The sequence below is a fragment of the Chryseobacterium arachidis genome, from assembly GCF_900129245.1.
Taxonomy (GTDB): Bacteria; Bacteroidota; Bacteroidia; order Flavobacteriales; family Weeksellaceae; genus Chryseobacterium; species Chryseobacterium arachidis.
The window spans coordinates 67,915-93,043 of record NZ_FQUT01000004.1 but is presented as its reverse complement, the minus strand read 5'-3'; the positions used below and the strand labels follow the sequence as shown (position 1 = coordinate 93,043).

Genomic DNA, 25,129 nt, shown 5'->3' with positions numbered 1-25,129 from the left:
TATTATTTTACATTTGTATATTAAAATAATTACAAAGTTTTCCACACTTTTTATGTTTAATAAAATTACTCATTAATACTAATAAATATGAATTTAATTGCTTAAAGTAAATTTCAAATATATATTTAGATAAATTTCATAACTGACTGAATTGTATATAGTTAATTGTTTAATATTAAATATATCTCAATACACAATTTTACCAACAGACATTTTGGCAGATCAATACGTTTGATTTAATTACAATTGTAAATTTCATTTTTTCTTCAAAATTTGTTAAATTTGACTCTTGTAAACTATTATACAATGAATTTTGAACAATTGTATCAGCAAAATCCTGATTTCCCAAATCGTTATATTTCCCCTGAAAAATTATTTTCTTACCTACATACGAATCTCAGCGATTATATTCAGAAGATTGGAAAGTCGTATCTGGAAAAACCTATCTATCAACTTACAGTCGGAACCGGAAACATTAATGTTCTTGCCTGGTCGCAAATGCACGGAAACGAATCGAACGCAACACATGCGATGCTCGACTTGCTAATCACTTTAGATAAGACTCCGGAATTAAAGGAAGAATTGTTCAGTAAAATAAAACTGGATTTTATTTTTATGCTGAATCCGGACGGTTCGGAAAAATGGACAAGATTGAATGCAATAGATATTGATCTCAACAGAGATTTCCATAATGAAGCAAGCACAGAAATTAAATTTTTAAAAAATACAGTTGCTTCTAAAAACTATGATTACGCTCTAAATCTTCATGAGCAGAGAACAATTTTTACAACAGATGGAATTCACCCGGCAACACTTTCTTTTCTAGCGCCGTCTGAAAACGTGGAAAGAACCGTTACCGAAAATCGGAAAAAATGTATGGCGGTAATTGCGAATGTGTACAATCATTTAAAAGAAATGATCCCTAACCAGATCGGAAGATATTCTGATGAATTTTATCCGACTTCTACAGGCGACAATTTTATCAAAGCGGGAATGCCGACGATCTTATTTGAGGGCGGACATTTTGTAGATGACTATACGAGAAAAGGAACAAGAAAATATTACACAATTGCGTTGTACTATGCTTTAAAAGCAATCAGTGAATTAAACTCCAAAATTGATGGCTGGGAAATTTATCATGAAATTCCTGAAAACAAGGAGACGCATTACGATATCGTTTACAGAAATGTAAAATTAAATACGGAACATGAATGCATTTTGGACGTAGCCGTTCAGTATAGAGAAATTGTGGAAGAGGGAAAAGAGGAAATATCTTTTATTCCTTTCGTAATGGAAGTGGGTGATGTGAAGCAGAGAAAAGGCTGGCTGGAAATCGATTGTACCGGAAAGAAATTTGTTTCTGCCACTAAATATCCAAAATTGGATGCCGAAGTCAATTTTAAAATTGAAGACTAAGAGTCTGGTTAAATTTATAATTTACCTTTAACATTAAGAAATTAAGAATATTTAGTTTAAAAAATTTAATAGAAATCAATTTATTGATTTTTTAATGACAACACCTTAATTAACTGAATTAATTAATGTTAAGAAAAAAATAAACAAAATTTATTTTAATTTAGAGAAATTAAGAAAGAGCTGTAAAAATTTATTGAATAGGATTTAAACCGGCTCTAAAAATCAAAAAAGCGGGACACATACATTTGTTCCGCTTTTATTTTATACATAATGTCATTCTATCGAAGGAGAAATCTATTGATTCTTCACTACGCTTCGCTTCATTCAGAATGACAATAAAAAGAATCTTAGTTCACAACCTTAATTCCGTTAGCTACGAATCTGATCTCTTCTTTCGGAGTTGTAATGGCATCAATTTCAGACTGAGGCTTTTTAGCATCTTCTGCGTAATGTTTCTGTTCATCGATAGAAGTCACTTTTCTTTCAGCAGTTCCGTCCAGTACAACCGTTTTACCTTTTAAAGCAGTTGGTACAAAGAACGCATAATCTTTCATTTTCACAAAAAACTGAGAATTATCTTCTGTCTGGATCGTTAACCAGCATCCTTTTTTATCACAAACGTCCGTTACTTTTCCTTTTACGGCAACATTTTCTACTTTTTTATTATCTTTTTTCAGCTTTTTGCTTAATTTATCTACAGAGATTGCTTTAGACTCAACGTTTGAAGCAACTCCACCACCGTACACATCCCCAACAAGAGCATTTCCTGCTGGAGGTCCGAATTTTTTAGTCTCTTGCGCAAAAGCTAAAGATGAAGCACTTACAGCTACCGCAAATAATATCGCTTTGAATTTCATTTTTAATATTTTTTTCAAAAGTACTAATAAAATTTGAATAACAAATCGATGAATACTTGATAAAAACAGGTTGCTTTTTCTGATGCTTAAAATGATTTTAAATAGGAATTTGTTTTAATATTTTTTAGGAGCTTTTTCCCGCTCTCCACTGTATCTTTTGGGTTACGGCTTCCGCTTCGCTCCAGCCGCAACCCAAAAGGATGTCGTTTCTATCGGGGCTAGGGTTGCCGTCATCCATTTCAGCATGAAGAAAATATTCACCCATTTTGTCATTCCGCAGAAATCTAAGCTTAATATTAAATATAGAATGGAAATATTTACGCTTGAACTCCTTTCAGAATTGTAAAACTTGTTTAAGCTTTTTAACCACAAAGATGCAAAAGATTTTAAACAGGCTCTCAATAAAAAATAAAAATCAATAATTAGAAAAAACGAATTATTGTTACGTTAAAACTATGAAATAGACTTTTTCATCTTAATTTCAAACAAAATAAAAAACAAATCCTATAATTATCTATATTTGACGCCTATACTTTACTATGCAAAAAAAACTAAAACTTTGGGATGCCATTATGCTTGTAATGGGTTCGATGATTGGAAGCGGGATCTTCATTGTAAGCGCTGATATGATGCGAAATCTCGGCTCAGGATTCTGGCTGATAGTCGTTTGGGTCATCACTGGAATCATGACGGTTGCTGCAGCCATCAGTTACGGAGAGCTTTCGGCATTGTATCCAAAAGCAGGTGGCCAATACACTTATCTGAAAGAAATTTTCGGAAAAAAAATGGGCTTTTTGTATGGTTGGGGATTATTTACGGTTATCCAAACCGGTACCATTGCAGCAGTTGCAGTTGCTTTTGGGAAGTTTACGGCGTATTTAATTCCGGCTTTAAATGATGCGGCACCGATTATCCAGAGTGGAGAATTTAAAATTACATGGATTCAGATTTTGGCGATTGGAACGATTATTTTATTAACATACCTGAATACGAGAGGGGTAGAAAGTGGAAAATTACTGCAGAATATATTTACAGGATCTAAAATCATTGCTTTAATTGGCTTGATTGCTGCCGGATTTATTTTGGTTGATCTCTCTCATTTGGCAGAAAATTTCAACTTTGGATATGACTCTTTTAACAATCTTAAAAAAGATACTTTAGGAAACTTCCTGAAAGAAGGCTGGGAGCCCATCGGTGGAATGACTTTGCTGGGCGGAATTGCAGCAGCAATGGTAGGCTCGGTATTCAGTTCTGTGGCTTGGGAAAGTGTGACTTTCGTTTCAGGAGAAATTGAAAATCCAAAGAAAAACGTCGTAAAATCGATGATCTACGGAACAACGGCTGTAATGATTTTATATATTGCGGTAAATTACGTTTATCTTAATGCTTTAGACAGAGATTCGATTGCTTTCGCAGAAAACGACAGGGTAGCCGTTGCAGCTTCCCATTTTATTTTCGGAAGTGCAGGAACCGTGATTATCGCCATTTTAGTAATGATTTCAACATTTGGATGCAACAACGGTTTGATCTTAGCGGGAGCAAGAGTTTTCCAAACGATGGCAAAAGACGGAATGTTCTTCAAGCAAGCAGAAAAAAACAATAAAAACGAAGTTCCTGCCAATGCACTTTGGATGCAGGGAATTTGGGCTTCTTTACTATGTCTGAGCGGACAGTACGGAAATCTTTTGGATATGATCTCTTTCGTGATTGTACTTTTCTATATGATTACTGTTTTTGGAGTAATGTATTTAAGATTCAAACAGCCAAATCTGGAGAGGCCTTATAAAACCTGGTTGTATCCAGTTACACCAATCGTTTATTTATTGATCGGAACCGGATTCTGTATGTTGCTGTTAATCTATAAGCAACAATATACCTGGCCAGGTTTCGTGATGGTTTTACTCGGACTTCCGGTCTATTATTTTATCAATCGAAATAAGAAAATTGAAGAATAAATTTCTAAAAGCTGTTTGACGATGTTGAGCAGCTTTTTTATAGCTTTATGTCTTTTATTTTATAGAAGATCTATGAATTTTCCTATTATATTCTACTAACCCTGTATGTAAATTAATAATAGCTAAACAATACCTTTAATATTATATAAATAATTTCAACTGCTTTGCGCTCAACATCACAGTACGAATAAATATCAATTTTAATTAAAAAAAATCTTCCATTAAAATATTGCTTATTACCTATTGCTCATTACTCATAAAAAAGACTGCCCGTTTCCAGACAGCCTTTAATCCCGTGTTTAAATCAAAATGATTCTTAGTTTTTAGTGAATCTCTTAGAGACTTCTCCGATTTGGATGACATAAGCGCCTTTAATAAGACTGCTGACATTCACGGAGCCTCTTTCAAGTTTTCCTGAGTTAATTAGTTTTCCACCCATATCGAAGATTTTAAATTCTTCGCTCGTCGTATTTGAAATATATAAAATATCTCTTACAGGATTTGGATATAATTTAATATCAGTGATCAAATCTTTAAGATCTGAAACTTCACCTCTTCCTGAAGAAACAATATTTACTGTATAGTCTTCCACTTGTCCGTAAGTATAAGATCCGCAAGAAGATGAAGGGACGGAGCTGTATTGCATCATCACTCTCATTCTTGTTGTTCCAAGAGCTGCTGTTGAAGGAATTGTAACAGATCCTGTAACCGGACTGGTAGTAGATCCTGTTTTAGACCAGACTAACTCTCCACTGTCTGTAAAGTCGCCATCTTTATTATAATCAATATAAACTGCATACGCTTCACTGTAAACCGTTGAAGTCCAAACCGGAGTTACAGAAATCGTGTAAGCCGAACCTCTGGTAACGTTGGTAGAAATCGCGGTAAAGTTTTCATAACCTGCAGTTCCTGTTGAAGTATTATTAATTGTTCCGAATTTCACATTTCCGATTCTTTCATCTGATGTATTCGTTGCAGATGCAGAGCAGTAAGTGACTGTACTTCCTGCAAGGGTAGTTACAGAAACGGAATTACTTGAAGGTGAAACATTTCCTGCTGCATCTTTAGCTCTGACCGTAAAGCTGTATGTTGTTGAAGGTGTTAAACTTGTTACTGTATAGGAAGTCGAAGCGGTAGTGCCGATTACTGAAGCTCCCTGATATACATCATAACCTGTTACGGCTACATTATCTGTGGCGCCAGACCAGGAAAGATTTGTGCTTGTAGAAGTTGTTCCTGAGGCTGTAAGAGCGGGAGCGGTAGGAGCAACGGTGTCGGAAGTTCCCGAACCTGCATTTACGGTAATATTGGCATTGTTTACATCAAAGAAGATATGGTTTGAACCTTTCACCATGATTCTTCCCGTCGTTGTAGAAACATTAGGAATCGTTACCGCCTGAGAACCATCGTTTGGAGTTCCTGCCAATAAGGTGGTCCATGTCGTTCCTGAATTCGTAGACCAAAGAATATCTACGTTGGCTGCGTTTACGCCGTTTGCTGTGGTTCCTGCAACGTTCCATGTTACGGTTTGAGAGGTTCCGCCTGTGTAGGTGGTTGCAGAGTTTTGAGAACTTACCGAGAAAGGTCCGGCTGTTCCGTTAACGGTGATTACCGCATCATCAGAATTATTTCCTGAACCTCCCGCTCTGTTATCCCGAACTGTGAATCTGAAATTGTAGGTTCTTGCCACATTTGATAAAGCTTCAACCGTAATTTCCGAACCTGCCGTTGTTGTTGCTCCTGTTAATATGGAAGCCATTCTTGGGAAGTATCTTACAGGTGTTGTTTGTGGTGTCCAGGATCTGAAAGTTGGTCCTGTTGCTTTTGTTGCGCTTGCTGCCGAACTCGCTCCTGTTTGAGAGGAAGAAGCGTTGTCCATTTGCTCCCAAATATATGTTAAAGAATCCCCGTTTGCGTCTGTTCCGGTTCCAGTTAACATGAAAGGGGTTCCTTTCGGAATCGTATAGTCTGAACCTGCGTTAGCCGTGGGAATTGAATTTCCTGTATTTGTGCTTGTCGGGCAGGTTTTAGCTTTAATATTATTCGTGATTTGCTGAATACTAATCGCATGAAAAAATGCATCAGAGTGCGGCTGAATATCCTGAGATGTAATCCCTGCATAGCCCATGATCGTAGATCCTGATCCTGGTTCCATATTGACACCTGTTCCTTCATTTCCGTGGGAAAAAGTGTGGTTGCCTCCAAACTGATGTCCCATTTCGTGAGCTACATAATCAATATCGAAATTATCACCTGATGGAATCGCATCTGCCGGAGACGTGTAACCGCTTCCTTTTGAGCCATTAGTGCAAACACAGCCGATACATCCCGCATTTCCTCCGCCTCCCGAAGCTCCGAACAAGTGACCGATGTCGTAATTTGCCTCGCCGATAACAGAGGTTAACGTAGATTGTAATTGAGAATTCCAGTTGCTCATTCCTGAAGCTGCAGAATAGGGGTCGGTAGAAGCATTAGTGTAAATTACTGCGTCGTTATTGGCAATTAAAATCATTCTTGCAGAGAAATCTTTTTCAAAAACTCCGTTTACACGCGTCATTGTGTTGTTCATTGCAGCTAAAGCATTCGCTTTGGTCCCTCCAAAATAAGCAGTGTATTCTCCTGTACTGGAAAGTGCCAGTCTGAAAGTTCTTAATTTGGCATCGTCTGCATTGGGTCTCGCAGTGAGATTTAATGTATTGCTTACACCTTTTTGAGCAACATCGATTACGGTGCATTCAAATTTATTCAAATCATCTTTTTTGTCGGATTTTTTATAAACAACGTAAGTAGAAAGGTCTTTGGTATAAGGTTCGATAAAAATAGCGGATTTATCCCCGTAAATCTCCATTGAAGATAGGCCAAGTGGAGAAACACTGAAATAAACTATAGAATTCGGGTCGTCCAGGCCTTCTCCGACGTAAGACTTAATGTCCGGATATTTTGCGGCCAATTGCGGATCGAAATTCGAGTTTTCTCTTACTTTGAAGTTTTCCATTTTCCCTTCTGAATTAGGGAAAGAAATGATGATTTCCGATTTTTCACCCGGCGCCAGCCTCTTGGGTGCTTTGGCTAAAACATTTTTTAATCCTTCGATGTTTAAATTGTAAATCTTCGGATTGCTGATAGTAGATTTGTTTTCGAAAATTTCTGAAGTACTTTTTCTGGAGCCTTCAGACCAAAGTCGGTCAGTCTGAGCGAAAGAAATGCCTGAGATGGATAGCATTCCAATCACTAATAGATGTTTTTTCATATAAATTCTATTTTGATTGTGGAATATCAAAGCTAATAAAAATTTAATTATGAAAAACAAAATTATTTAAGAAAATTTTAGATTATCTGTTTAATGTATTATGTAATACATTGAATTTGGTTTAAAGCTTATTCAATATGAAAAAGAAAATAGCATACGCGAAATACGTATGCTATTAACTTATTAATGGTATAATTCTAAATTTTTCCTAAAGTGATCAATATGATTATTTGGTAATATCTCTACCAATTACCAATCTCTGAATTTCAGAAGTTCCTTCTCCGATCGTACAAAGTTTAGAATCTCTGTAGAATTTCTCAGCAGGGAAGTCTTTTGTGTAACCGTATCCTCCGAAAATCTGAACGGCATTGTTTGCAATTCTTACACAAGCTTCAGAAGCGTACAATTTTGCCATAGCTCCTTCTTTTGTCATTTTCTGTTTTGCATTTTTCAGTGTTGCTGCCCTTTGGATCAATAATTCAGAAGCATCAATTTCTGTTGCCATATCTGCCAGCATAAAGTTAATTGCCTGGAATTCTGAAATAGATTTTCCAAACTGCTGTCTTTCTTTAGCATATTTTAAAGCGGCTTTGTAAGCCCCTCTTGCTGTTCCTAAACTTAAAGCTGCGATAGAAATTCTACCTCCGTCGAGAATTTTCATAGCCTGTTTGAAACCTTCGCCAACTTCTCCTAATCTGTGAGAATCCGGAACGCGAACATTATCGAAAATTAATTCCGCTGTTTCAGAAGCTCTCATTCCCAGTTTATTTTCTTTTTTACCGGAAGTAAAACCGGGCATCCCTTTTTCCAGTACAAAAGCTGTTGAGTTATTCTTAGCGCCTATTTCTCCTGTTCTGGTCATTACTACAGCGATATCTCCGGAAATTGCATGAGTAATGAAGTTTTTAGCTCCATTAATGATCCATTCGTCGCCGTCTTTTACCGCAGTAGTAGACATGCCTCCCGAATCTGAACCTGTATTATGCTCCGTTAATCCCCAAGCCCCGATTACTTTACCGGAAGCCAATTGAGGAAGCCATTTATTTCTTTGTTCTTCGTTTCCGAATTCGTAAATATGATTGGTGCAAAGTGAGTTGTGTGCCGCTACAGAAAGCCCGATTGAAGGATCTACCTGAGAAATCTCGTCCAAGATCGTAACATATTCATGATACCCAAGACCAGAACCACCGTATTGTTCAGGGATAACGATTCCCATAAATCCCATTTCTCCTAACTCATGAAACAAATCTTTAGGGAAAGTCTGGCTTTCGTCCCACTCCATAATATTAGGTCTAATATTCTTCTCAGCAAACTCTCTTGCCGTTTCCGCTATCATTTTGATGTTGTCAATAGTCTCTGTATTCATATAGATAAATAGTTAGTTCCCAAAGATAACCAAATTGACGAAACGTCCAAAAAAATTATTTATATCATAAAATGATATCCGCAAAACTTTAGCATTCAATTTTTTATATTCTGAAAATTAATGATTTTTTAATGGAATTTTCCGAAATTTGATCTGATTAATTCGCTATTTTAGTCTCCCAATTTTTAAAGCATGAAAAAAACTCTACTTCCTTTATTACTGTTTTCGTCTTATTTTGCAGCCCAGGCTCCGACAGGATATTATGACGGAACTACGGGATTGACGGATTACGCCTTGAAATCGAAACTTCATGATATTATCTCGGCGAAGAATATCAACTGGCATTACAATGATTTGCCGAATTTATACAATCAGACAGATTTAGATAAATATTATGACCACGATGCAACCAATACAACATGGCTGCTTGATGTTTATTCCGAAATTCCCTCCGGTCAGGATGCTTATGAATACACTTCTGCTAATTTAACAAGTACTTCGGGAGCTGAAGGTACCGGATACAACAGAGAGCACGCCGTACCTCAAAGTACATTCAACAGCAATTATCCTATGTATTCTGATTTGCATTTTGTGATTCCTACAGATGCCAGAATTAATCAGCTGAGAAATAATTACCCTTACGGAATCGGAAATTCCACTATTCATTATACTTTTACGAATTCTTCTAAAATAGCCAACAGTGCGATTCCGAATTATGTTTATACCAATAGAGTTTATGAACCTATCAATGAATTTAAAGGGGATATTGCAAGAATGCTGCTGTATTTTGCCGTGAGATATGAGGATAAATTACCCTCATTCAATTATTCTACCAACATCAATCCGGCGATGGACCGTTCTGCTTTAGATGGAACTGCAGAAAGGGCTTTTGATGCGCCTTATATTGCGATGCTTCTTCAGTGGCATGCTCAGGATCCTGTATCTCAGAGGGAAATTGACAGGAATAATGCAGTGTACACGATTCAGAATAATAGAAATCCATTTATAGATAATCCTCAATGGGTAAATCAAATCTGGGTGCAAACTCCGGACACTGCTGTACCTCAAACTCCATTAAACCTGAACTCTGTACAGACAGGAGCATTTTATACGACATTAGCATGGTCGCCAAGTACAAGTTCAGATGTTATAGGATATAATATTTATCAGAATAGCTCACTGGTAGCAACTACAAAGTCAACTTCTGTCGTTATTGATCATCTGAGTCCTTCCACTTCATATTCATTTACGGTAAGGGCTTATGATGCGGGATATTTACAATCATCGGACAGCAATGTTATTACAGTATCAACCTTAGCTGCGGATTCTAATTCTAAAGATCTTTTTATTACCAAATATATTGAAGGAACAGATACTAATAAAGCACTGGAAATTGTAAATAAAACAGGGCATGAAGTGGATTTGAATAATTACAGTATCAGGGTGCAATATTATAATAGTATCACTGGCTTTTATTATTATGGAAATAGTTTTGAATTTGAAGGTAAGGTACCTAATAACGGGACTTTTGTGATTCTGAACCCTAAATCCACATTATCATGCTATACAAATTCTAATGCTCAATTTCTTACGGCAGGGGATGCGCTAAATTTTGCAGGAACTCAGTATGTTGAATTGGCGTACAAGTCTTCAACAATAGATGCTATCGGGAGTAAATTTGTCAGCAATTCATACGGAGATGTTTCACTGTACAGAAAAAATACAGTAACCCAGCCTAACTCTTCGTTTACATTTTCAGAATGGGATTCTTATCCATCAGATTACTGTCAGAATTTAGGGACGCTTTCCACATCTGATCTAATCCTGGCAGGAAATGATATTAAAATTTATCCTAATCCTGTTCATGATAATATTTTTGTTAATGGAAAAACTGAACATGTAAAATCAGCGAAAATTTTGGATTTTTCAGGAAAATTAATTTATTCTGAACAAAATCCGTTTAAAAACAAGAATAATATTTCTGTCCAAAATTTATCGACAGGTTCTTATTTGTTGAAATTGGATGAGAAGATTTTTCAGTTTATAAAAAAATAATCCAAATACCTTTACATTTAAAGAATTTTGATTTGATGTAAAAAGATCTTAAAAACCTTTGTTTTACAGTATTATCGATATAAGCAGATTCACTAATAATCAATATCTATAAGTGTATCCGCTTATATTTTTTATTTATAAGTAATTATGCTTATATTTGCAGAATGATAGCGGTCATTACCGGAGATATTATAAATTCACAACACGCGGAAACAGAGGTTTGGATCACCAAGCTTAAAAATCTTCTCGAAAATTGGGGAAGCGCTCCCGGAACATGGGAAATCTACAGAGGAGATGAGTTTCAGTTCAAATGTAAAATAGACGATGTTTTCTGGCGTTTCTTAGCCATAAAATCACTCATAAAAAGTCAGGAAAATTTAGATGTAAGAATTGCCATTGGTATTGGTGAGGAAAATTTTTCGTCCGAGAAAATCATGGAATCGAACGGAACGGCGTATGTACATTCCGGAAGATTGTTGAATGATCTGAAAAGCGATGGACACACCGTTTCTATTAAAACATCCAACGATTCTGTAGACAGAGACCTTAATATTTTACTGAAATGGTCATCCAAAGATTTCGATAACTGGACGATGGCAACTTCCGAAATCATTCATGAAATGATTATGAATAAAGAAATTACACAGGAAGATTTAGCGAAAAAATTTAATATATCTCAATCCTCGGTAAGCCAGAGACTGAAGCGTGCAAACTACGAACTGATCGTAGAAACCAATCAATATTTTAGAAAGAAAATTTCAGAACTGTAAGCATGATTTTTACTAAACTCATATTGGCACATCTACTTGGAGATTTTATTCTTCAGCCAAATTCTTGGGTTGCAGAGAAAGAAAGCAAAAAACTGAAGAGCAAATATTTGTACCTTCATGTTCTGATTCACACCGCATTAAGTTTTATTTTCCTTTGGGACTTGGAACTTTGGTGGGTAGCCGCTTTGGTGGGAATTTCACACTTTATTATAGATGCTGCGAAGCTGAGTTTTCAGACCATTAAAAATAAAAAGAACTGGTTTTTTATCGATCAGGCTTTGCATATTGCAGTAATTGGAGGGATTTCTCTTTATTTTAATGAATTTAATGTTGAGTTTTTAAAGGATCAGAACTTCTTAAAAATATTAATGGCAGCTTTGTTTTTAACAACACCTGCTTCAATTTTTATTAAAATATTATTGTCTTCATGGACGCCCGTTCCGGAGACAGCAACAAATATACAAACCGAATCTCTATCGAGTGCAGGGAAATATATTGGGATTTTAGAACGTTTACTGGTTTTCACTTTTATCATGGTGAATCACTGGGAAGGCGTAGGTTTTATGGTCGCGGCGAAATCTGTTTTCAGGTTCAGCGATTTAGCACAGGCCAAACAAAGAAAACTGACAGAATATGTATTAATCGGTACACTGTTGAGTTTTGGAATGGCGGTTTTAACAGGAATTTTAATTAAATAATATAAATCTAATAAAAAGTAATTTTAGAAAATGGAAAAGTTAGAAATGTTGTACGAAGGTAAGGCAAAACAAGTATTTGCTACCGATAATCCTAACGAAGTAGTAGTACGTTTCAAAGACGATGCTACTGCATTTAATGCTCAGAAAAGAGGATCTGTTGATTTGAAAGGTGAAATGAACAACGCGATCACAACTCTTATTTTTGAATATTTAAATGAAAAAGGGATTAAAACTCATTTCATTAAACAATTAAACGAAAGAGAGCAATTGGTAAAAAAAGTATCAATTATTCCTTTGGAAATGGTGGTAAGAAACTATTCTGCGGGAAGCATGGCTCAGAGATTAGGAGTGGAAGAAGGAATTAAATCTCCGGTAACCATCTTCGATATCTGCTACAAAAAGGACGAGTTGGGAGATCCGCTTATCAACGATCACCACGCTGTTTTCTTAGGTGCTGCAACGTACGAAGAGCTTGATGAAATGTATGAATTAACTTCAGATATCAACGAAATCTTAATCGATCTTTTCGACAAAATGAACATCATCTTGGTTGATTTTAAAATAGAATTAGGAAAAACGGCAGATGGTGAAATCATCCTTGCAGACGAAATTTCTCCGGATACTTGCAGACTTTGGGACAAAGATACAATGAAGAAGCTGGATAAAGACAGATTCAGAAGAGATCTTGGTGAAGTTACTGAAGCTTACGTTGAGATCTACAACAGACTGAAAGTTGCTTTAGGCAAATAAGATTTTAGATAAAAAAATTAGATGTAAGATTTTATATTTAACATAATATTTAATTTTACATCTAATGATAAGATCTATAAAAATAAAATCTACTTTAGAAAAAATAGAAATGAAAAGTTTAGACATTCATAAAAGTGAATATTTAAAACAGTTTGAAACCCAAACGTATGGAAGAAATCTTTTCAGAACACAGGAAGAAGAGAGATTAGACGCTCCCAATGAGGAGTGTGGTATCTTCGGAATGTATTCTGATGGTGACCTGGATACGTTTTCGCTTTCACAGTTCGGGCTTTTTGCGCTTCAGCACAGAGGTCAGGAAGCTTGTGGTATTTCTGTTCTTAAAGACGGGAAAATCACGAATATGAAGGATGAAGGATTGGTTTTGGACGTTTATAAAGAGATCGCCGATCCTGAAACTTTTATGGGAAATTCTGCAATCGGACACACTCGTTATACGACTGCGGGAGATAAAAAGAAATATAATTTCCAGCCGTTTTTCGCAAAAAACGAATATGACCAGATTATACTTTCGATTGCGCATAATGGTAACCTTACCAATGCGAAGGAACTGAAAGCTCAGTTGGAAGCGGAAGGTGTTGTTTTCAGAGCAACTTCGGATTCTGAGGTTATTTTAAGATTAATTCAGAAAAATCTTGATCTTGGACTTCGTGGAGCAATCAAAGCAACCATGGAGAAAATTGAGGGAGCATATTCTGTAGTAGGAATGACGAGAAATAAATTCTTCGCATTCAGAGATTTCAACGGAATCAGACCTTTGGTTTTGGGAGCAATCAACGAAAATTCTTACGTGGTAGCTTCGGAATCTGTGGCTTTAGATGCTGTTGGAGCTCAGTATGTTCGTGATATTTTACCGGGAGAAATTATTTACACCAATGAAAATGAGCCTGGAAAACTTCATTCTATCATGGTGGATGAAGCAAAAGCAAAGCAAAGAATCTGTTCTTTCGAGTATATTTATTTTGCGAGGCCTGACTCATCTTTAGAAAATATCAACGTTTACGAAATCAGAGAAAAATCCGGGGAGAAAATCTGGGAACAGGCTCCGGTAGAAGCTGATGTTGTCATTGGAGTTCCGGATTCCGGAGTTCCTGCTGCGATTGGTTTTTCTAAGGCTTCAGGAATTCCTTTCCGTCCGGTTCTGATTAAAAACAGATACATCGGAAGATCTTTCATTGTACCGACTCAGGAAATGAGAGAAAGGGTAGTTAACCTGAAACTGAATCCGATTATTTCTGAAATTAAAGATAAAAGAGTAGTAATTATCGATGATTCTATCGTTCGTGGAACAACTTCGAAAAGATTGGTTAAGATTCTGAAAGATGCAGGGGTGAAGGAAATTCACTTCAGAAGTGTTTCTCCGCCGATTATTGCACCTTGTTATTTAGGAATCGATACGCCTTCGAAAGACGATTTGATTTCTGCCAATATGACCACAGAAGAGCTTAGAGATTATTTGGGAGTAGATTCTCTTGAATTCTTAAGCACGGAAAACTTAAAAGTAATTTTAGGTTCTGCCAACCACTGTTTCGGCTGTTTTACAGAGGAATATCCTGTAGGGAAAGGAGAAGAGGTGGAATTATTTAATTAAAATTATTAATTCTATAAAATAAAAAAGTTCAGACTTCATTTGAAGTCTGAACTTTTTTATTAAATTAAACTGTTTTAGAACTTATAGGCAACTCCAATCTGGAATACGCTGTTTCTGATGGCGTCATCGTTATTATTTTCAATAATATCCGTTACCCCGGCCACAAATCTTGCCGTAACACCAAATCCCTGAGCAATATAATAACCTGCGCCTAAACCTAACCCAAAATCAAACCCTTTATAAAAATCTTTTACATCGGCAGTTCCTCCGGGTCCTTTTATTTTTCGGTTAATGGCAAAGCTAAACTGCGGTCCGGCTTCTACATAAAATTCCGGAAGAATATTATATTGAACCATTACCGGTACAGAAATATAATCCAGATTCAACTTTACATCAGAATAGTCTTCATTTTTTGCTCCCATTCCATTGTATAAAAGTTCGGGCTGTACACTGAACGATGAAGCTACGGGGATATTGGCGAAAAAACCACCATAAAGTCCTGCTTTTGCTTTTGCATCATCAGAATTGATAGAAGAGACATTAAGACCGGCTTTAACACCAAATCTTACTGGTAATGAAGCTTCTTTTGCTTTCTCCTGAGCAAAACTCATTGAACTTAAGGCGATTGCCAAGCCTAATAATAATTTTTTCATAGTTAAAAATTTTTAATTGTTTATTTATAAAATTTTAATTCTTAACAATGCAAATTTTTTGCCAAATTATATTAATTGCTTTAGTTTTTGATAAAAATTAGTCTTGCTTACTTATATTAATTCAACAATATATTAATAATCAGTAACGGAATACAGGTGTAATGTGTTGATTATTAACATACAAAAAGGTCAGGCTTAATACATAAACCTGACCTTTTCTATTGAAATCAAAATTGTTTTTTCTAAATCTGATTAGAATTTAAATGCTAAGCCAACCTGGAAAACATTATTTCTAATTGCATCAGAATTGCTCGGTCTGTCTTTTGCTATATCTGTAAGACCTGCAACGTATCTTGCTGTAAGACCAATGTTATCTGTGAAATAATATCCAGCACCGATACCTAAACCAAAGTTAAATTTGTTCAAAGAATCTTTGTAATCTCCTGATTCATTAATCGTATTATTATCCGTTTCATTTTTTAATTTTTCTTTTGCATTCACCATGAAACCAAATTCAGGACCTGCTTCAATATATAAATTCGGGATGAAGTTATACTGCAACATTACAGGAACAGTAACATAATCATGGTGTCTTGCATATGAATATCTTGTACCAGCGATTGTTTCATCAAACTTATCTCCATACTGAGAATATAAAACCTCCGGCTGAACACTGAAAGAGCTTGCGACTGGAATATTTGCGAATACACCTGCATTGAAACCAATTTTAGAACCCTGATCGTCTAATCCACTTTGGTTGGTTAAAGATGAAACGTTCATTCCCCCTTTGATACCGAATCTTACCGGGTTAGTGGAAGACATATTTGATGAAGTTGTTGTCGTTGTCTGAGCAAATGCTAATGAACTAGCTGTAACTGCTATTCCTAAAATTAACTTTTTCATAATTTAATTTTTAATGTTAGTTCTCTAATTTTTAAATTTTACTACTTGTCAAGTTTTTCATTTGACGGAGAGTATCTTTCAAATTGCTTGCCAAAAAAGATATTATGATAAAAATCAATAAAAAACCGCCTGTGAAAACTAGCAGTGCAAAATATTAAGTTTTGATTATTAATGAAATAAAATTATAATTAAACAATTGTTTAGAAATAATCTAAATTGACAATCTTGTTAAAAATAAAGAGAAATTATACTAACTAAAACTAAGCGTTGTTCAGTTTTCTGTAAAAATTTAAAGATTCTGATATATTTTTCTGACTGCATTGATGATCAAAATTGCAAGAACCAATTCCTGTAAGCAAAGAAAAATTGATTTTGCTGTCTGTATTCTTCTTATCGTTTAATAATAAATTAAAAATAGCTTCATTTTCAAAATCACTGATATCTAAATAAGGATAATACTTTTGAATATTTTCGATAATTAGTTTTGAATCTTCTTCCGAAAGTAAACCTTCCAGATAAGCCAGATGCGCCTCAGCAATCATTCCCATTGCCACCGCTTCGCCATGAAGAATAGGATTTCCCTGGCTTAAACATAGGCTTTCGATCGCATGACCGATGGTGTGCCCGAAATTCAAAGTTTTTCTGATATTCTTTTCATGAAAGTCCTGTTCAACCACATTTTGTTTAATGTCCATCGATGTTTGAATGTGAGGAATAACGCCTTCAATATCCAATTTATTGATCTGCGTAAGATTTTCCCAATGTGCTTTATCGGCAATTAATCCATGCTTCAGCATTTCTGCAAAACCGCTTCTTAATTCTTTAAAAGGAAGGGTCTGTAAAAATTTAGGATACACAAAAATCTGTTCAGGAAACGTGAAAGTTCCCACCATATTTTTATAATGCATCAGGTCAATTCCCGTTTTACCACCAATCGACGCATCACACATCGATAAAAGGGTAGTAGGAATATTGATAAACTGAATTCCTCTTTTATAAGTAGAAGCTACAAAACCGCCCATATCCGTGATCACACCGCCGCCAAGGTTGATAACCAAAGCTTTTCTGTCCGCCTGCATTTCCGTAAGAATCTCCCAAAGTTGATTGGCCGTCTGGATATTTTTCATTTCTTCACCCGCTTCGATCTCCAGAATTTCGAAGCCAAGATCGGTTTCCATATTTCCTAAAAGAATGGGAAGACAATATTCGTGAGTATTTTCATCAACTAGAATAAAGATTTTGCTGAAAGATTTTTCGTGTAAGAAGTCGTTTAATTGAGAAAAATTATCGTTTAATATTGTTATCATTTTCAGATTTTCTGTAAGGTTAATTATGAAACTATATTGCAAAGTTATGATTCTTAATTTTTAACTCGTAACTAAATTACTATCTTTGCAAAAATATTTTAGAATGAGCAGAGACAATAATTCAGGAAAACCCAAAAGACCAAGAACTTCAACAAGAAATAATTCTGATGATTCTCGTGCTTCCAGATCAAAACCTTTCAAAAAATCTTTTCCTAAAGCAGGAGAAAGAAATTCTGACTCCAAAAGAAGTGGTGGTACAAGCTACCAGGACAGAATGGATAAGAAATTTGGAAAAACTGAACAGACAGATTTTATAACCAATTCGAGTGAAGAGAGAAAGACTTTTGGAAAATCTGCACCGAAAAGAGGTGGCAGCAGACCCAATACTTTTGATACCCGAGATAAATACGAAAGAGGCAGCCTGAAATACGGAAGAAGGCCCGGAACAGAAAACCGAGAAGATAAAAACAAATCTTTTGTACAGAAAAGAAGATTAAGCAAGATTGAAAAAGATGTTCATAAGGACACAATTCGCCTTAATAAATATATTGCCAACTCAGGAATTTGCAGCAGAAGAGAAGCGGATGAACTGATTACCCAAGGTTTGGTAGAAGTCAACGGAAAGGTAGTAACCGAAATGGGGTACCAGGTTCAGAAAACGGATAAAGTAGTTTTCGACGGACAAAATATTACGCCGGAAAAACCTGTTTACGTTCTTTTAAATAAGCCAAAAGGTTATATTTCCACTACAAAAGATGACAAAGCAAGAAAAACAGTAATGGATTTGGTTGCGAACGCTTCTCCTTACCGTGTTTTTCCTGTCGGAAGGTTAGACCGCTCTACAACCGGAGTTATTCTTTTAACAAACGACGGGCACATGACAAAAAAGCTGACGCATCCATCTTTTGATGCTAAGAAAATCTATCATGTAACGTTAGATAAGAAACTAACTCATGAAGACATGAAGTTAATTGCAGAAGGAATCCGTTTGGATGAAGGTGTGGCTGTGGTAGACCAGATTTCTTTCATTGAAGGGAAACCTAAAAATGAAGTGGGTATTGAGATCCATATCGGATGGAACCGTGTCATCAGAAGAATTTTCCAAAGATTGGGTTATGAAGTGGAAGCTTTAGACAGGGTAATGTTCGCAGGATTAACGAAGAAGAATATCAAGAGAGGACACTGGAGAATTCTTACAGAACAGGAAGTGAATAATCTTAAAATGCTTTAATTAAAGCAACTTTTTAAGTTAAAATAGAAAGACGTTGAATTAATTTTCAACGTCTTTTTTATCAGTTAAGATTTTTATTGAGTAATTCGGAAAGTTCTTTTTCAGAAATATTCTTCGCTAAAATATTACCAGTCTCATCTAAAAGGAAATTGGTAGGAAAAGAAGTTATGGTCCATTCAGAAGATTGTTTTCCATTTTCATCCCAATAATTGCTCCACGGAATTTTAAACTTTTGAATGATATTTTCAAGATTGGTCTTATATTTATTTTGATCTGTAGCAATACCTATAATTTTAAAACCCTTCGATGCAAATTTCGAATAGAGTTCAACATATTGTGGCATTTGTTCAAGACAAGGTTTACAACTACTGAACCAGAAATCGACCAAAGTATATTTTGCTTTAGGAAGTGAAAATTCCTTTTTAGAATTGTCTATATTTTTTATTTTCGGAACGGGAAATTGTTTGCCGATCTGGAAAACACTGGCTTGTTTGATTGCCAATTGTAAAGTTTTCGCGGTTCTTTTGGTTTTTATCTCTGAAGATAAATGATTAAATATTTCTTCGTAGATTGGGTTGTAGCCATTTGTTTCAAACTTCTCAATTAATTTCCATAAGGCAACGAACGAATTAGGATTTTCTTTCACATACTCTAATAAAGTTGAATCTTCTAATGCGCTAAACTTTTTTTCTGAAGTTTCATATTGATCCCAAAAACCCTGAGGAATTTTCGTTTTATCTTCAAATTGATCGTATTCTTTTCGAGCTGTTTCGTTGAAGTTTTCTTTGTCTTTGTTAAAAGCTGCAAAATAATTCTGAAATTTTAAAACTTCTTTTTTAATAAAATCACTATCTGTAGTTACTTCAAAGTTTTCAGGAGAATTTTCTTTTCCAAGAAGAATGTTTTTAGTCTTGGAATCGATAAAAAGCACACTACTTTTATAAAATGATCCGGCATTTATTTTATCAACAAACACGTAAGCATAAGGAATGTCAGATGTCTTATTAGGAGTTTTGAAACTAAATTTTCCATTTTCTATTGCCGTAGAATCTTTAATCAGGTTCCCGTTATAATATTTATCTGCAAATGAATTGGATAAAATAATTTTATACTTAAAAGGCCTGAAACTCTTTCCTGAAATCTTAATATTTTGTCCGAAAGAGGCAGAACTTATAACAATAATAGCAGAGAATAATATTTTTTTCACAGTGTTAAGATTTACTATTTTGAAGTGTCAAATTTAATTATATTTATCAACTGACTATCATAATTAATTTATAATTTCTTCGTAAAATATTCTAAAATAAATCGCTTATTGTCAATAAAAAAGTTTCAAATCAGATAGATTCGAAACTTTAATTTATTTATATGAATTTGAATATTATCCCAAAACAGTCACACCTTTCTGGATCATTTCATAGATCGCATCTCTTCCGTTATCGGGCTTTACGTTTACAGCACGAGTTCCATTAAAATGAAGACATGTTACATATCCATTGGCAACCGCGTCCGTACAGGTAAATTTCACACAATAATCCATTGCCAAACCTACAATTTCCAATAATTGAATATCGTGGTATTTTAGGAAATCATCCAAACCAGTTTTCATAAAGTGATTATTATCCTGAAAGCCGCTATAAGCATCAATTTCAGTGTTTTTTCCTTTTTGAATAATGTGGGTTACCTTTTCCTGATTCAGATCTTTATGGATTTCTGCCCCGAAAGTACCCTGAATACAGTGATCCGGCCACATAAACTGCGGAACTCCATTTAAAATAATACTTTCGCCAACTTTTCTGCCATTATTACTGGCAAAACTTTTATGATTTGCAGGATGCCAATCCTGAGTTAAAACAATTTGATCATACTCATTTTCTTCCATCAGAGCATTGATATACGGGATTACTTCATTTGCGCCAGGAACTGCCAAAGCACCGCCCTCGCAAAAATCATTCTGTACATCTACGATTATTAACGCTTTTTTCATATTTAAAATTCTCGATTTTTTTATAAATCTACGAAAACTAACCTTCAAAAAATTATCCAAAATTGATTTATCGGACAAATCGGCATTTCCTTGCGCCTTAAAAACGACATGATATCAAAAACTTTTGCGTCTTTGCGATTACCAATAAATAAGCATAGAAACAAAATCTCAATAGCGTATCTTTGCACGAAATATTTTTTTATGTCATTTGAATCGTTAGGATTATCACACAATATTATTCGTTCTGTTAAAAAATTAGGGTATCTGAAACCTTTTCCAATCCAGGAGCAGTCTGTTCCAGTTATTTTACAGGGAAAAGATCTTATGGGGATTGCACAGACCGGTTCCGGAAAAACGGCTTGTTTTGTGATGCCTATTTTAGAAAAATTACAGAATACGGAGATGAAGAAAAACCGAAATATTCAGGTATTGATATTGGTTCCTACACGAGAACTGGCGATTCAGATTGATGAGGTTTTCAGAGCTTTTACGGATAATCTTAAGCGTGAAGTCCGAACCATGGCAGTTTACGGCGGGGTTTCCATCAATCCACAGATGAAAGGAATGTTTGGCGTCGAAGTTTTGATTGCCACCCCAGGACGTTTATTGGATTTGATTGATCATAATGCCTTGAAAATTTCCGAAATCCAGCATTTGGTGATTGATGAAGCAGATAAAATGTTTCAATTGGGTTTTGGTGAAGAGATGAATAAGCTTTTCGCAATGATGCCTGTTGCAAAGCAAACCACGTTATTTTCAGCGACTTTAAATGATAAAGTTGCCGAAATGAAGGAACGTTTATCTATCAATCCTATAATTATTGAAATTAAAAAAGAGGAAGTTGAAATTGATAACATTGAACAATTGGCTTATCACGTTGCTCCTGAAAACAAAGGTCCGTTTTTAAGATATTTGATTAAGGAAAAGAAAGTTGAGAAAGCATTAATTTTTGTTTCTTCCACAAGAGCTGCAGATAATTTAGTTGAAAAATTAAAGAAAAACAAAATAAAAGCCGTTGCCATTCACAGTCAGAAATCGCAGGGGGCGCGTCGAAATAATCTGGAAGAATTTAAATCAAATGGCGCTCAGATTTTGGTTGCTACAGATTTAATTGGTCGTGGAATCCATATAGAATCGCTGCCCTGCGTGATCAATTACGAATTACCACGCTCGCCTTTAGATTATATTCACCGCATCGGTAGAACGGGGCGTGCAGGCGAAAAAGGAACTGCCATCAATATTCTTACGGATGATGAACTACAGCATTTCAGAGTCATTCAAAAGAAAATGGGGAGAAAAGTTACTTTGCAGAGAACTGAGGATATTAATCTGCATGGTTATTAATGATTCTTTAATAAATCATTTTTTGCAATACTCTGTTTCATGAAAAATGTTTAATTTGGTACTTCTATTCAAGTAAACGAGAGTATGAAGTAAAATATAGAAGTAGAAATCATGAACACACCAAATTACAGAATGCCTTTTGTACCATCAACATTAATGACGGAGGGAGGAAGTATAGACACCTGCGATATGGGGGAAAGTATTGCCCACAACATTATGTTGCTGATCACCACTAAAAAAGGCGAAAACAGATATGATGAAAATTACGGAAACGACGTTTGGAATCTGGAATTCGATAACGGAGTTACAAGTGCTGTTTGGGAAACTGTTTTCATTAAAAGTCTGAAAAGACAGATACAGGAATACGAACCCCGTATTGTTCAGCCGCAGATCGATGCGCATGTACAGATTGTAGAGCACAACTACGATACTAAAGAACACACCGAAATAAAAAAGAAAGTAAAGATTGCCATTAATGCTAAAATGGAGCATTCGGGAGAGCGTTTCAGTTTTTCCACCGAATTGTTTCTGAGCCCGATGTCGATCGATTAATACTTTAAACTTGTAACCAGAACTTATGAACTTAGACCAGAATATTTATTCCAAAGAATCTGTAAAAGCGAGAATGCTTCAGAATGCGACCAAAGTTTGGGGACTAAAAAGTCCGCAGTCTCTTGATCCGTTCGTGAAATTGTTAATTGATGCATTCAGTACGGAAGTTTTCAAAGCGAATAACGAAATACAGACTGTCAACGCCAGAATTCTAGAAAAACTGGCAAAATTATTAACTCCTTCAATATATACTCACCCGATCCCGTCGCACGCCATTGCTTTCACTCAACCTTACGAATCATCAGAAATTTTATTGGAGCACACCGAATTTTTCTTTAAAAAACAGATGACTTCAACGGTAAAATCTGAGTCGGATAAACAGATAAATATTCCTTTTACACCGATAGGAAATGTCAGAATCAATAAGGTTCAGACTTCTATCATGTTTGTTGGGAATACCTGTTATGGAATCGATGACAGATTAAATAAAATCCCTATCGCAAGATTTCAGGGTAAGCCTGAAGACTACAGAAAAGTAACCATCGGAGTAGATGTATCAAAATACTCCAATGAAACTTTCCCTAAAAATATAAGTATTTACTGTTCAAACCCTGCTTTTGAGCATTTGGATTTTACCTATAAACTGCTGCCTTATATCACGGTTTCAAGCAATGGAAATCCTTTGTTTGTTAAAGAAGGATTGACTTATTATAAAAATGACCAGGCAACAGGATACGAGCAGATATTCCGTGAGCAATCTATTAGAAATAAAGTTATTGAAGATGTAAAAAGCATTTATCATCATAAATTTATTGAGGTCAGCGGAATTTCAAATTCATTATTTTCAGAACACGGCAAACTTCCTGAGAATCTTGCTTATGTTGATTATAAAGAAGAGATCATGAAATATATAGACGGAAAACCTTATCTATGGCTTACTTTTGAGTTTCCGCCGCAGTTTTCCGCCGAGATTTTAGATAATTTCTCTTTTGTACTAAATGCTTTCCCGATTTACAACAGAGGTTGGAAAAAAACGGAATACAGCTTGGATATTATGGGAAATAACATTCCTCTGGTAACGGACGAAGGCGAACATTTCTTATATGTTGATGAAGTACAGGACGGAGAAGGAAGACGATATACTGAAATTCCCTTTACACCCAATGATGATCTTCGAAAAGGTTTGTATACGGTAAGAAAAGGCGGAATGGAACGTTTTACGAACAGAAATGCCGTTGATATGATTGCCAATGTTCTAGAGCTGACAAGAGATGAAATTGCAGCATTCTCTTTGCTGAACAGAGATAATGTAAAAGGGGTATTAAGTGAGATGTCCGACAAGATGAAATCAATGGTTCAGAAGGTAAATAACGCAAAAAGAAGCATCAAACAGGAACTGAATTATGTCATCATGGAACCTGTTGATAAAACGGATCATACGTACGCTTCATTCTGGATCACCCATTCTACATTAGCCAACCACATGCGTCCGGGAACAGAACTGTCGAATCAATTAAAGTCTCAGACTCTGGTTCTTTTAACCGAAACTATCGGAGGGGCGGAAGAACAAAAAGGAACGGACAGTATTCAGGCTTATAAATATGCATTGACGACAAGAGATAAAATTATTTCTTTGGAAGACGTAAAAAACTATTGCCGAATGGTTATGAAAGACGAGCTGAAAGATGTCAAAGTTAGTCGAGGAACGATGATCAGCAATAAACCCAAAGAAGGTTTTGTGAGAACAGTTGAGGTGGAGATCATTCCTCAAAATTATTCTTTTTACGGAAGGGCATATTGGGAAAATATGGCGAATATCCTAAGAAACCAGATAATTTCCAAAGCAATTGACGGGATTGAATATATGGTAAAGATTACCAATGAGGATTCGGATTTTTTGGAGAATGAATAGTTTAAATTGAATATAAAAGAAACTTCAACAGGTTTAGGATGAAAGAGTTCGAATACTAACTGTACATATTTGTTAAAATAAAATATGCATGAGATTTTCGTGGTGTCATCCTGAGCTTATCGAAGAATCTCAGATAAATAAAAGAGTTTCGGGCGAACCTTTGGTTCGCCCGAAACTCATTAAAAACACATTATTAAAATAACCGGTTCATAAGAACCACCTCTCTATTTTCCAGTAAAGGAACCACCTGTTCCACAACGATATTTTTAAAATGCTCAGAATTTCGATGGGCTTCCACTGCATTGGCATCAACATAACCTTCATATAAAATGATCATATTCTCATCTTCCTGACTTTGATGCAGATTGTAGAATAAATTTCCCTCTTCCTGAGTACTTTTTTCGGCAGCTTCCTCCATTAATTGAAGAACAGCATCCAATTTTCCTTCTTTTACTTGCCATTTGGCATGAACAAATACAGCATTCTGATCCATTTTTTTAATTTTATGATTAAA

General features: G+C 35.4%; 21 protein-coding genes. 11 read left to right on the top strand and 10 right to left on the bottom strand.

Annotated features, from left to right (window positions below):
• Positions 1-306: 306 nt before the first annotated feature.
• Positions 307-1,416 (top strand): M14 family zinc carboxypeptidase, encoded by a 1,110-nt coding sequence (locus BUA89_RS09005; RefSeq protein ID WP_072956038.1) that lies wholly within the window; start codon positions 307-309, stop codon positions 1,414-1,416.
• Positions 1,417-1,763: 347 nt separating this feature from the next.
• Here BUA89_RS09005 and BUA89_RS09000 read toward each other — a convergent pair whose 3' ends face one another.
• Together BUA89_RS09000 and BUA89_RS22905 are read right to left on the bottom strand one after the other, a co-directional pair.
• The gene (locus BUA89_RS09000; protein WP_072956035.1) at positions 1,764-2,273 is read right to left on the bottom strand and encodes a DUF4920 domain-containing protein; all 510 of its coding nucleotides are present in this window, start codon (positions 2,271-2,273) and stop codon (positions 1,764-1,766) included.
• 162 nt (positions 2,274-2,435) lie between these two features.
• Entirely contained in the window at positions 2,436-2,645 is a 210-nt protein-coding gene (locus tag BUA89_RS22905; RefSeq protein WP_143152302.1) for a hypothetical protein, read from the bottom strand.
• A 167-nt stretch (positions 2,646-2,812) separates the two neighbouring features.
• Here BUA89_RS22905 and BUA89_RS08995 point away from each other — a divergent pair, with 167 nt between their 5' ends.
• Positions 2,813-4,228: an APC family permease gene (locus BUA89_RS08995; RefSeq protein ID WP_072956031.1), complete on the top strand. Its 1,416-nt coding sequence runs from the start codon at positions 2,813-2,815 to the stop codon at positions 4,226-4,228.
• 316 nt (positions 4,229-4,544) lie between these two features.
• Here the strand turns inward: BUA89_RS08995 and BUA89_RS08990 are convergent, their stop codons facing one another.
• Both BUA89_RS08990 and BUA89_RS08985 read right to left on the bottom strand, forming a co-directional pair.
• Positions 4,545-7,478, bottom strand: a complete 2,934-nt coding sequence (locus BUA89_RS08990) for a reprolysin-like metallopeptidase (protein WP_072956028.1) — start codon at positions 7,476-7,478, stop codon at positions 4,545-4,547.
• Positions 7,479-7,704: 226 nt separating this feature from the next.
• Positions 7,705-8,844, bottom strand: coding sequence for an acyl-CoA dehydrogenase family protein (locus BUA89_RS08985; protein WP_072956025.1), 1,140 nt, complete (start codon positions 8,842-8,844; stop codon positions 7,705-7,707).
• Between the two features lie 192 nt (positions 8,845-9,036).
• On the opposite strand from BUA89_RS08985, the gene BUA89_RS08980 reads away from it, so the two are divergent.
• The 5 genes from BUA89_RS08980 (at position 9,037) to purF (ending at position 14,726) form a co-directional block, all read left to right on the top strand.
• Positions 9,037-10,899, top strand: coding sequence for an endonuclease (locus BUA89_RS08980; RefSeq protein WP_072956022.1), 1,863 nt, complete (start codon positions 9,037-9,039; stop codon positions 10,897-10,899).
• A gap of 164 nt (positions 10,900-11,063) precedes the next feature.
• Entirely contained in the window at positions 11,064-11,669 is a 606-nt protein-coding gene (locus tag BUA89_RS08975; RefSeq protein ID WP_072956020.1) for a SatD family protein, read from the top strand.
• A 2-nt stretch (positions 11,670-11,671) separates the two neighbouring features.
• Positions 11,672-12,367, top strand: coding sequence for a DUF3307 domain-containing protein (locus BUA89_RS08970; RefSeq protein ID WP_072956017.1), 696 nt, complete (start codon positions 11,672-11,674; stop codon positions 12,365-12,367).
• A 30-nt stretch (positions 12,368-12,397) separates the two neighbouring features.
• Positions 12,398-13,117 carry a phosphoribosylaminoimidazolesuccinocarboxamide synthase gene (gene purC, locus BUA89_RS08965; RefSeq protein WP_072956013.1) on the top strand — a complete coding sequence of 240 codons (720 nt, stop codon included), beginning with the start codon at positions 12,398-12,400 and terminating at the stop codon, positions 13,115-13,117.
• Positions 13,118-13,226: 109 nt separating this feature from the next.
• The gene (purF, locus tag BUA89_RS08960) at positions 13,227-14,726 is read left to right on the top strand and encodes an amidophosphoribosyltransferase (protein ID WP_072957086.1); all 1,500 of its coding nucleotides are present in this window, start codon (positions 13,227-13,229) and stop codon (positions 14,724-14,726) included.
• Positions 14,727-14,800: 74 nt separating this feature from the next.
• Here the strand turns inward: purF and BUA89_RS08955 are convergent, their stop codons facing one another.
• From BUA89_RS08955 to aroB, 3 genes are all read right to left on the bottom strand, one after another.
• Entirely contained in the window at positions 14,801-15,379 is a 579-nt protein-coding gene (locus tag BUA89_RS08955) for a porin family protein (protein ID WP_072956009.1), read from the bottom strand.
• Between the two features lie 252 nt (positions 15,380-15,631).
• The gene (locus BUA89_RS08950) at positions 15,632-16,282 is read right to left on the bottom strand and encodes a porin family protein (RefSeq protein WP_072956006.1); all 651 of its coding nucleotides are present in this window, start codon (positions 16,280-16,282) and stop codon (positions 15,632-15,634) included.
• Positions 16,283-16,542: 260 nt separating this feature from the next.
• The gene (gene aroB / locus BUA89_RS08945; protein WP_072956003.1) at positions 16,543-17,589 is read right to left on the bottom strand and encodes a 3-dehydroquinate synthase; all 1,047 of its coding nucleotides are present in this window, start codon (positions 17,587-17,589) and stop codon (positions 16,543-16,545) included.
• A 274-nt stretch (positions 17,590-17,863) separates the two neighbouring features.
• On the opposite strand from aroB, the gene BUA89_RS08940 reads away from it, so the two are divergent.
• Entirely contained in the window at positions 17,864-18,820 is a 957-nt protein-coding gene (locus tag BUA89_RS08940) for a pseudouridine synthase (RefSeq protein WP_072957083.1), read from the top strand.
• Between the two features lie 61 nt (positions 18,821-18,881).
• On the opposite strand, the gene BUA89_RS08935 is transcribed toward BUA89_RS08940, so the two are convergent.
• Both BUA89_RS08935 and pncA read right to left on the bottom strand, forming a co-directional pair.
• A complete protein-coding gene (locus tag BUA89_RS08935) occupies positions 18,882-20,027 on the bottom strand; it encodes a TlpA disulfide reductase family protein (RefSeq protein ID WP_072956000.1) in 1,146 nt (381 codons plus the stop codon).
• 174 nt (positions 20,028-20,201) lie between these two features.
• Complete coding sequence (gene pncA, locus BUA89_RS08930; protein ID WP_072955997.1) at positions 20,202-20,807, bottom strand: bifunctional nicotinamidase/pyrazinamidase; 606 nt, start codon at positions 20,805-20,807, stop codon at positions 20,202-20,204.
• A 201-nt stretch (positions 20,808-21,008) separates the two neighbouring features.
• Here pncA and BUA89_RS08925 point away from each other — a divergent pair, with 201 nt between their 5' ends.
• From BUA89_RS08925 to BUA89_RS08915, 3 genes are all read left to right on the top strand, one after another.
• Complete coding sequence (locus tag BUA89_RS08925) at positions 21,009-22,151, top strand: DEAD/DEAH box helicase (protein WP_072955994.1); 1,143 nt, start codon at positions 21,009-21,011, stop codon at positions 22,149-22,151.
• Positions 22,152-22,262: 111 nt separating this feature from the next.
• A complete protein-coding gene (locus BUA89_RS08920) occupies positions 22,263-22,703 on the top strand; it encodes a GPW/gp25 family protein (protein WP_072955991.1) in 441 nt (146 codons plus the stop codon).
• A 25-nt stretch (positions 22,704-22,728) separates the two neighbouring features.
• Positions 22,729-24,615 carry a type VI secretion system baseplate subunit TssF gene (locus BUA89_RS08915; RefSeq protein WP_072955988.1) on the top strand — a complete coding sequence of 629 codons (1,887 nt, stop codon included), beginning with the start codon at positions 22,729-22,731 and terminating at the stop codon, positions 24,613-24,615.
• Positions 24,616-24,808: 193 nt separating this feature from the next.
• Here BUA89_RS08915 and BUA89_RS08910 read toward each other — a convergent pair whose 3' ends face one another.
• Positions 24,809-25,108: a putative quinol monooxygenase gene (locus tag BUA89_RS08910; RefSeq protein ID WP_072957080.1), complete on the bottom strand. Its 300-nt coding sequence runs from the start codon at positions 25,106-25,108 to the stop codon at positions 24,809-24,811.
• Positions 25,109-25,129 lie beyond the last annotated feature (21 nt).

What these genes read in the sequence shown, in the direction of transcription:
- BUA89_RS09005 (WP_072956038.1), top strand. Translation starts at nt 307, where the DNA reads ATGAATTTTGAACAATTGTATCAGCAAAATCCTGATTTCCCAAATCGT.
- BUA89_RS09000 (WP_072956035.1), bottom strand. Translation starts at nt 2,273, where the DNA reads ATGAAATTCAAAGCGATATTATTTGCGGTAGCTGTAAGTGCTTCATCT.
- BUA89_RS08995 (WP_072956031.1), top strand. Translation starts at nt 2,813, where the DNA reads ATGCAAAAAAAACTAAAACTTTGGGATGCCATTATGCTTGTAATGGGT.
- BUA89_RS08990 (WP_072956028.1), bottom strand. Translation starts at nt 7,478, where the DNA reads ATGAAAAAACATCTATTAGTGATTGGAATGCTATCCATCTCAGGCATT.
- BUA89_RS08985 (WP_072956025.1), bottom strand. Translation starts at nt 8,844, where the DNA reads ATGAATACAGAGACTATTGACAACATCAAAATGATAGCGGAAACGGCA.
- BUA89_RS08980 (WP_072956022.1), top strand. Translation starts at nt 9,037, where the DNA reads ATGAAAAAAACTCTACTTCCTTTATTACTGTTTTCGTCTTATTTTGCA.
- BUA89_RS08975 (WP_072956020.1), top strand. Translation starts at nt 11,064, where the DNA reads ATGATAGCGGTCATTACCGGAGATATTATAAATTCACAACACGCGGAA.
- BUA89_RS08970 (WP_072956017.1), top strand. Translation starts at nt 11,672, where the DNA reads ATGATTTTTACTAAACTCATATTGGCACATCTACTTGGAGATTTTATT.
- purC (WP_072956013.1), top strand. Translation starts at nt 12,398, where the DNA reads ATGGAAAAGTTAGAAATGTTGTACGAAGGTAAGGCAAAACAAGTATTT.
- purF (WP_072957086.1), top strand. Translation starts at nt 13,227, where the DNA reads ATGAAAAGTTTAGACATTCATAAAAGTGAATATTTAAAACAGTTTGAA.
- BUA89_RS08955 (WP_072956009.1), bottom strand. Translation starts at nt 15,379, where the DNA reads ATGAAAAAATTATTATTAGGCTTGGCAATCGCCTTAAGTTCAATGAGT.
- BUA89_RS08950 (WP_072956006.1), bottom strand. Translation starts at nt 16,282, where the DNA reads ATGAAAAAGTTAATTTTAGGAATAGCAGTTACAGCTAGTTCATTAGCA.
- aroB (WP_072956003.1), bottom strand. Translation starts at nt 17,589, where the DNA reads ATGATAACAATATTAAACGATAATTTTTCTCAATTAAACGACTTCTTA.
- BUA89_RS08940 (WP_072957083.1), top strand. Translation starts at nt 17,864, where the DNA reads ATGGATAAGAAATTTGGAAAAACTGAACAGACAGATTTTATAACCAAT.
- pncA (WP_072955997.1), bottom strand. Translation starts at nt 20,807, where the DNA reads ATGAAAAAAGCGTTAATAATCGTAGATGTACAGAATGATTTTTGCGAG.
- BUA89_RS08925 (WP_072955994.1), top strand. Translation starts at nt 21,009, where the DNA reads ATGTCATTTGAATCGTTAGGATTATCACACAATATTATTCGTTCTGTT.
- BUA89_RS08920 (WP_072955991.1), top strand. Translation starts at nt 22,263, where the DNA reads ATGAACACACCAAATTACAGAATGCCTTTTGTACCATCAACATTAATG.
- BUA89_RS08915 (WP_072955988.1), top strand. Translation starts at nt 22,729, where the DNA reads ATGAACTTAGACCAGAATATTTATTCCAAAGAATCTGTAAAAGCGAGA.
- BUA89_RS08910 (WP_072957080.1), bottom strand. Translation starts at nt 25,108, where the DNA reads ATGGATCAGAATGCTGTATTTGTTCATGCCAAATGGCAAGTAAAAGAA.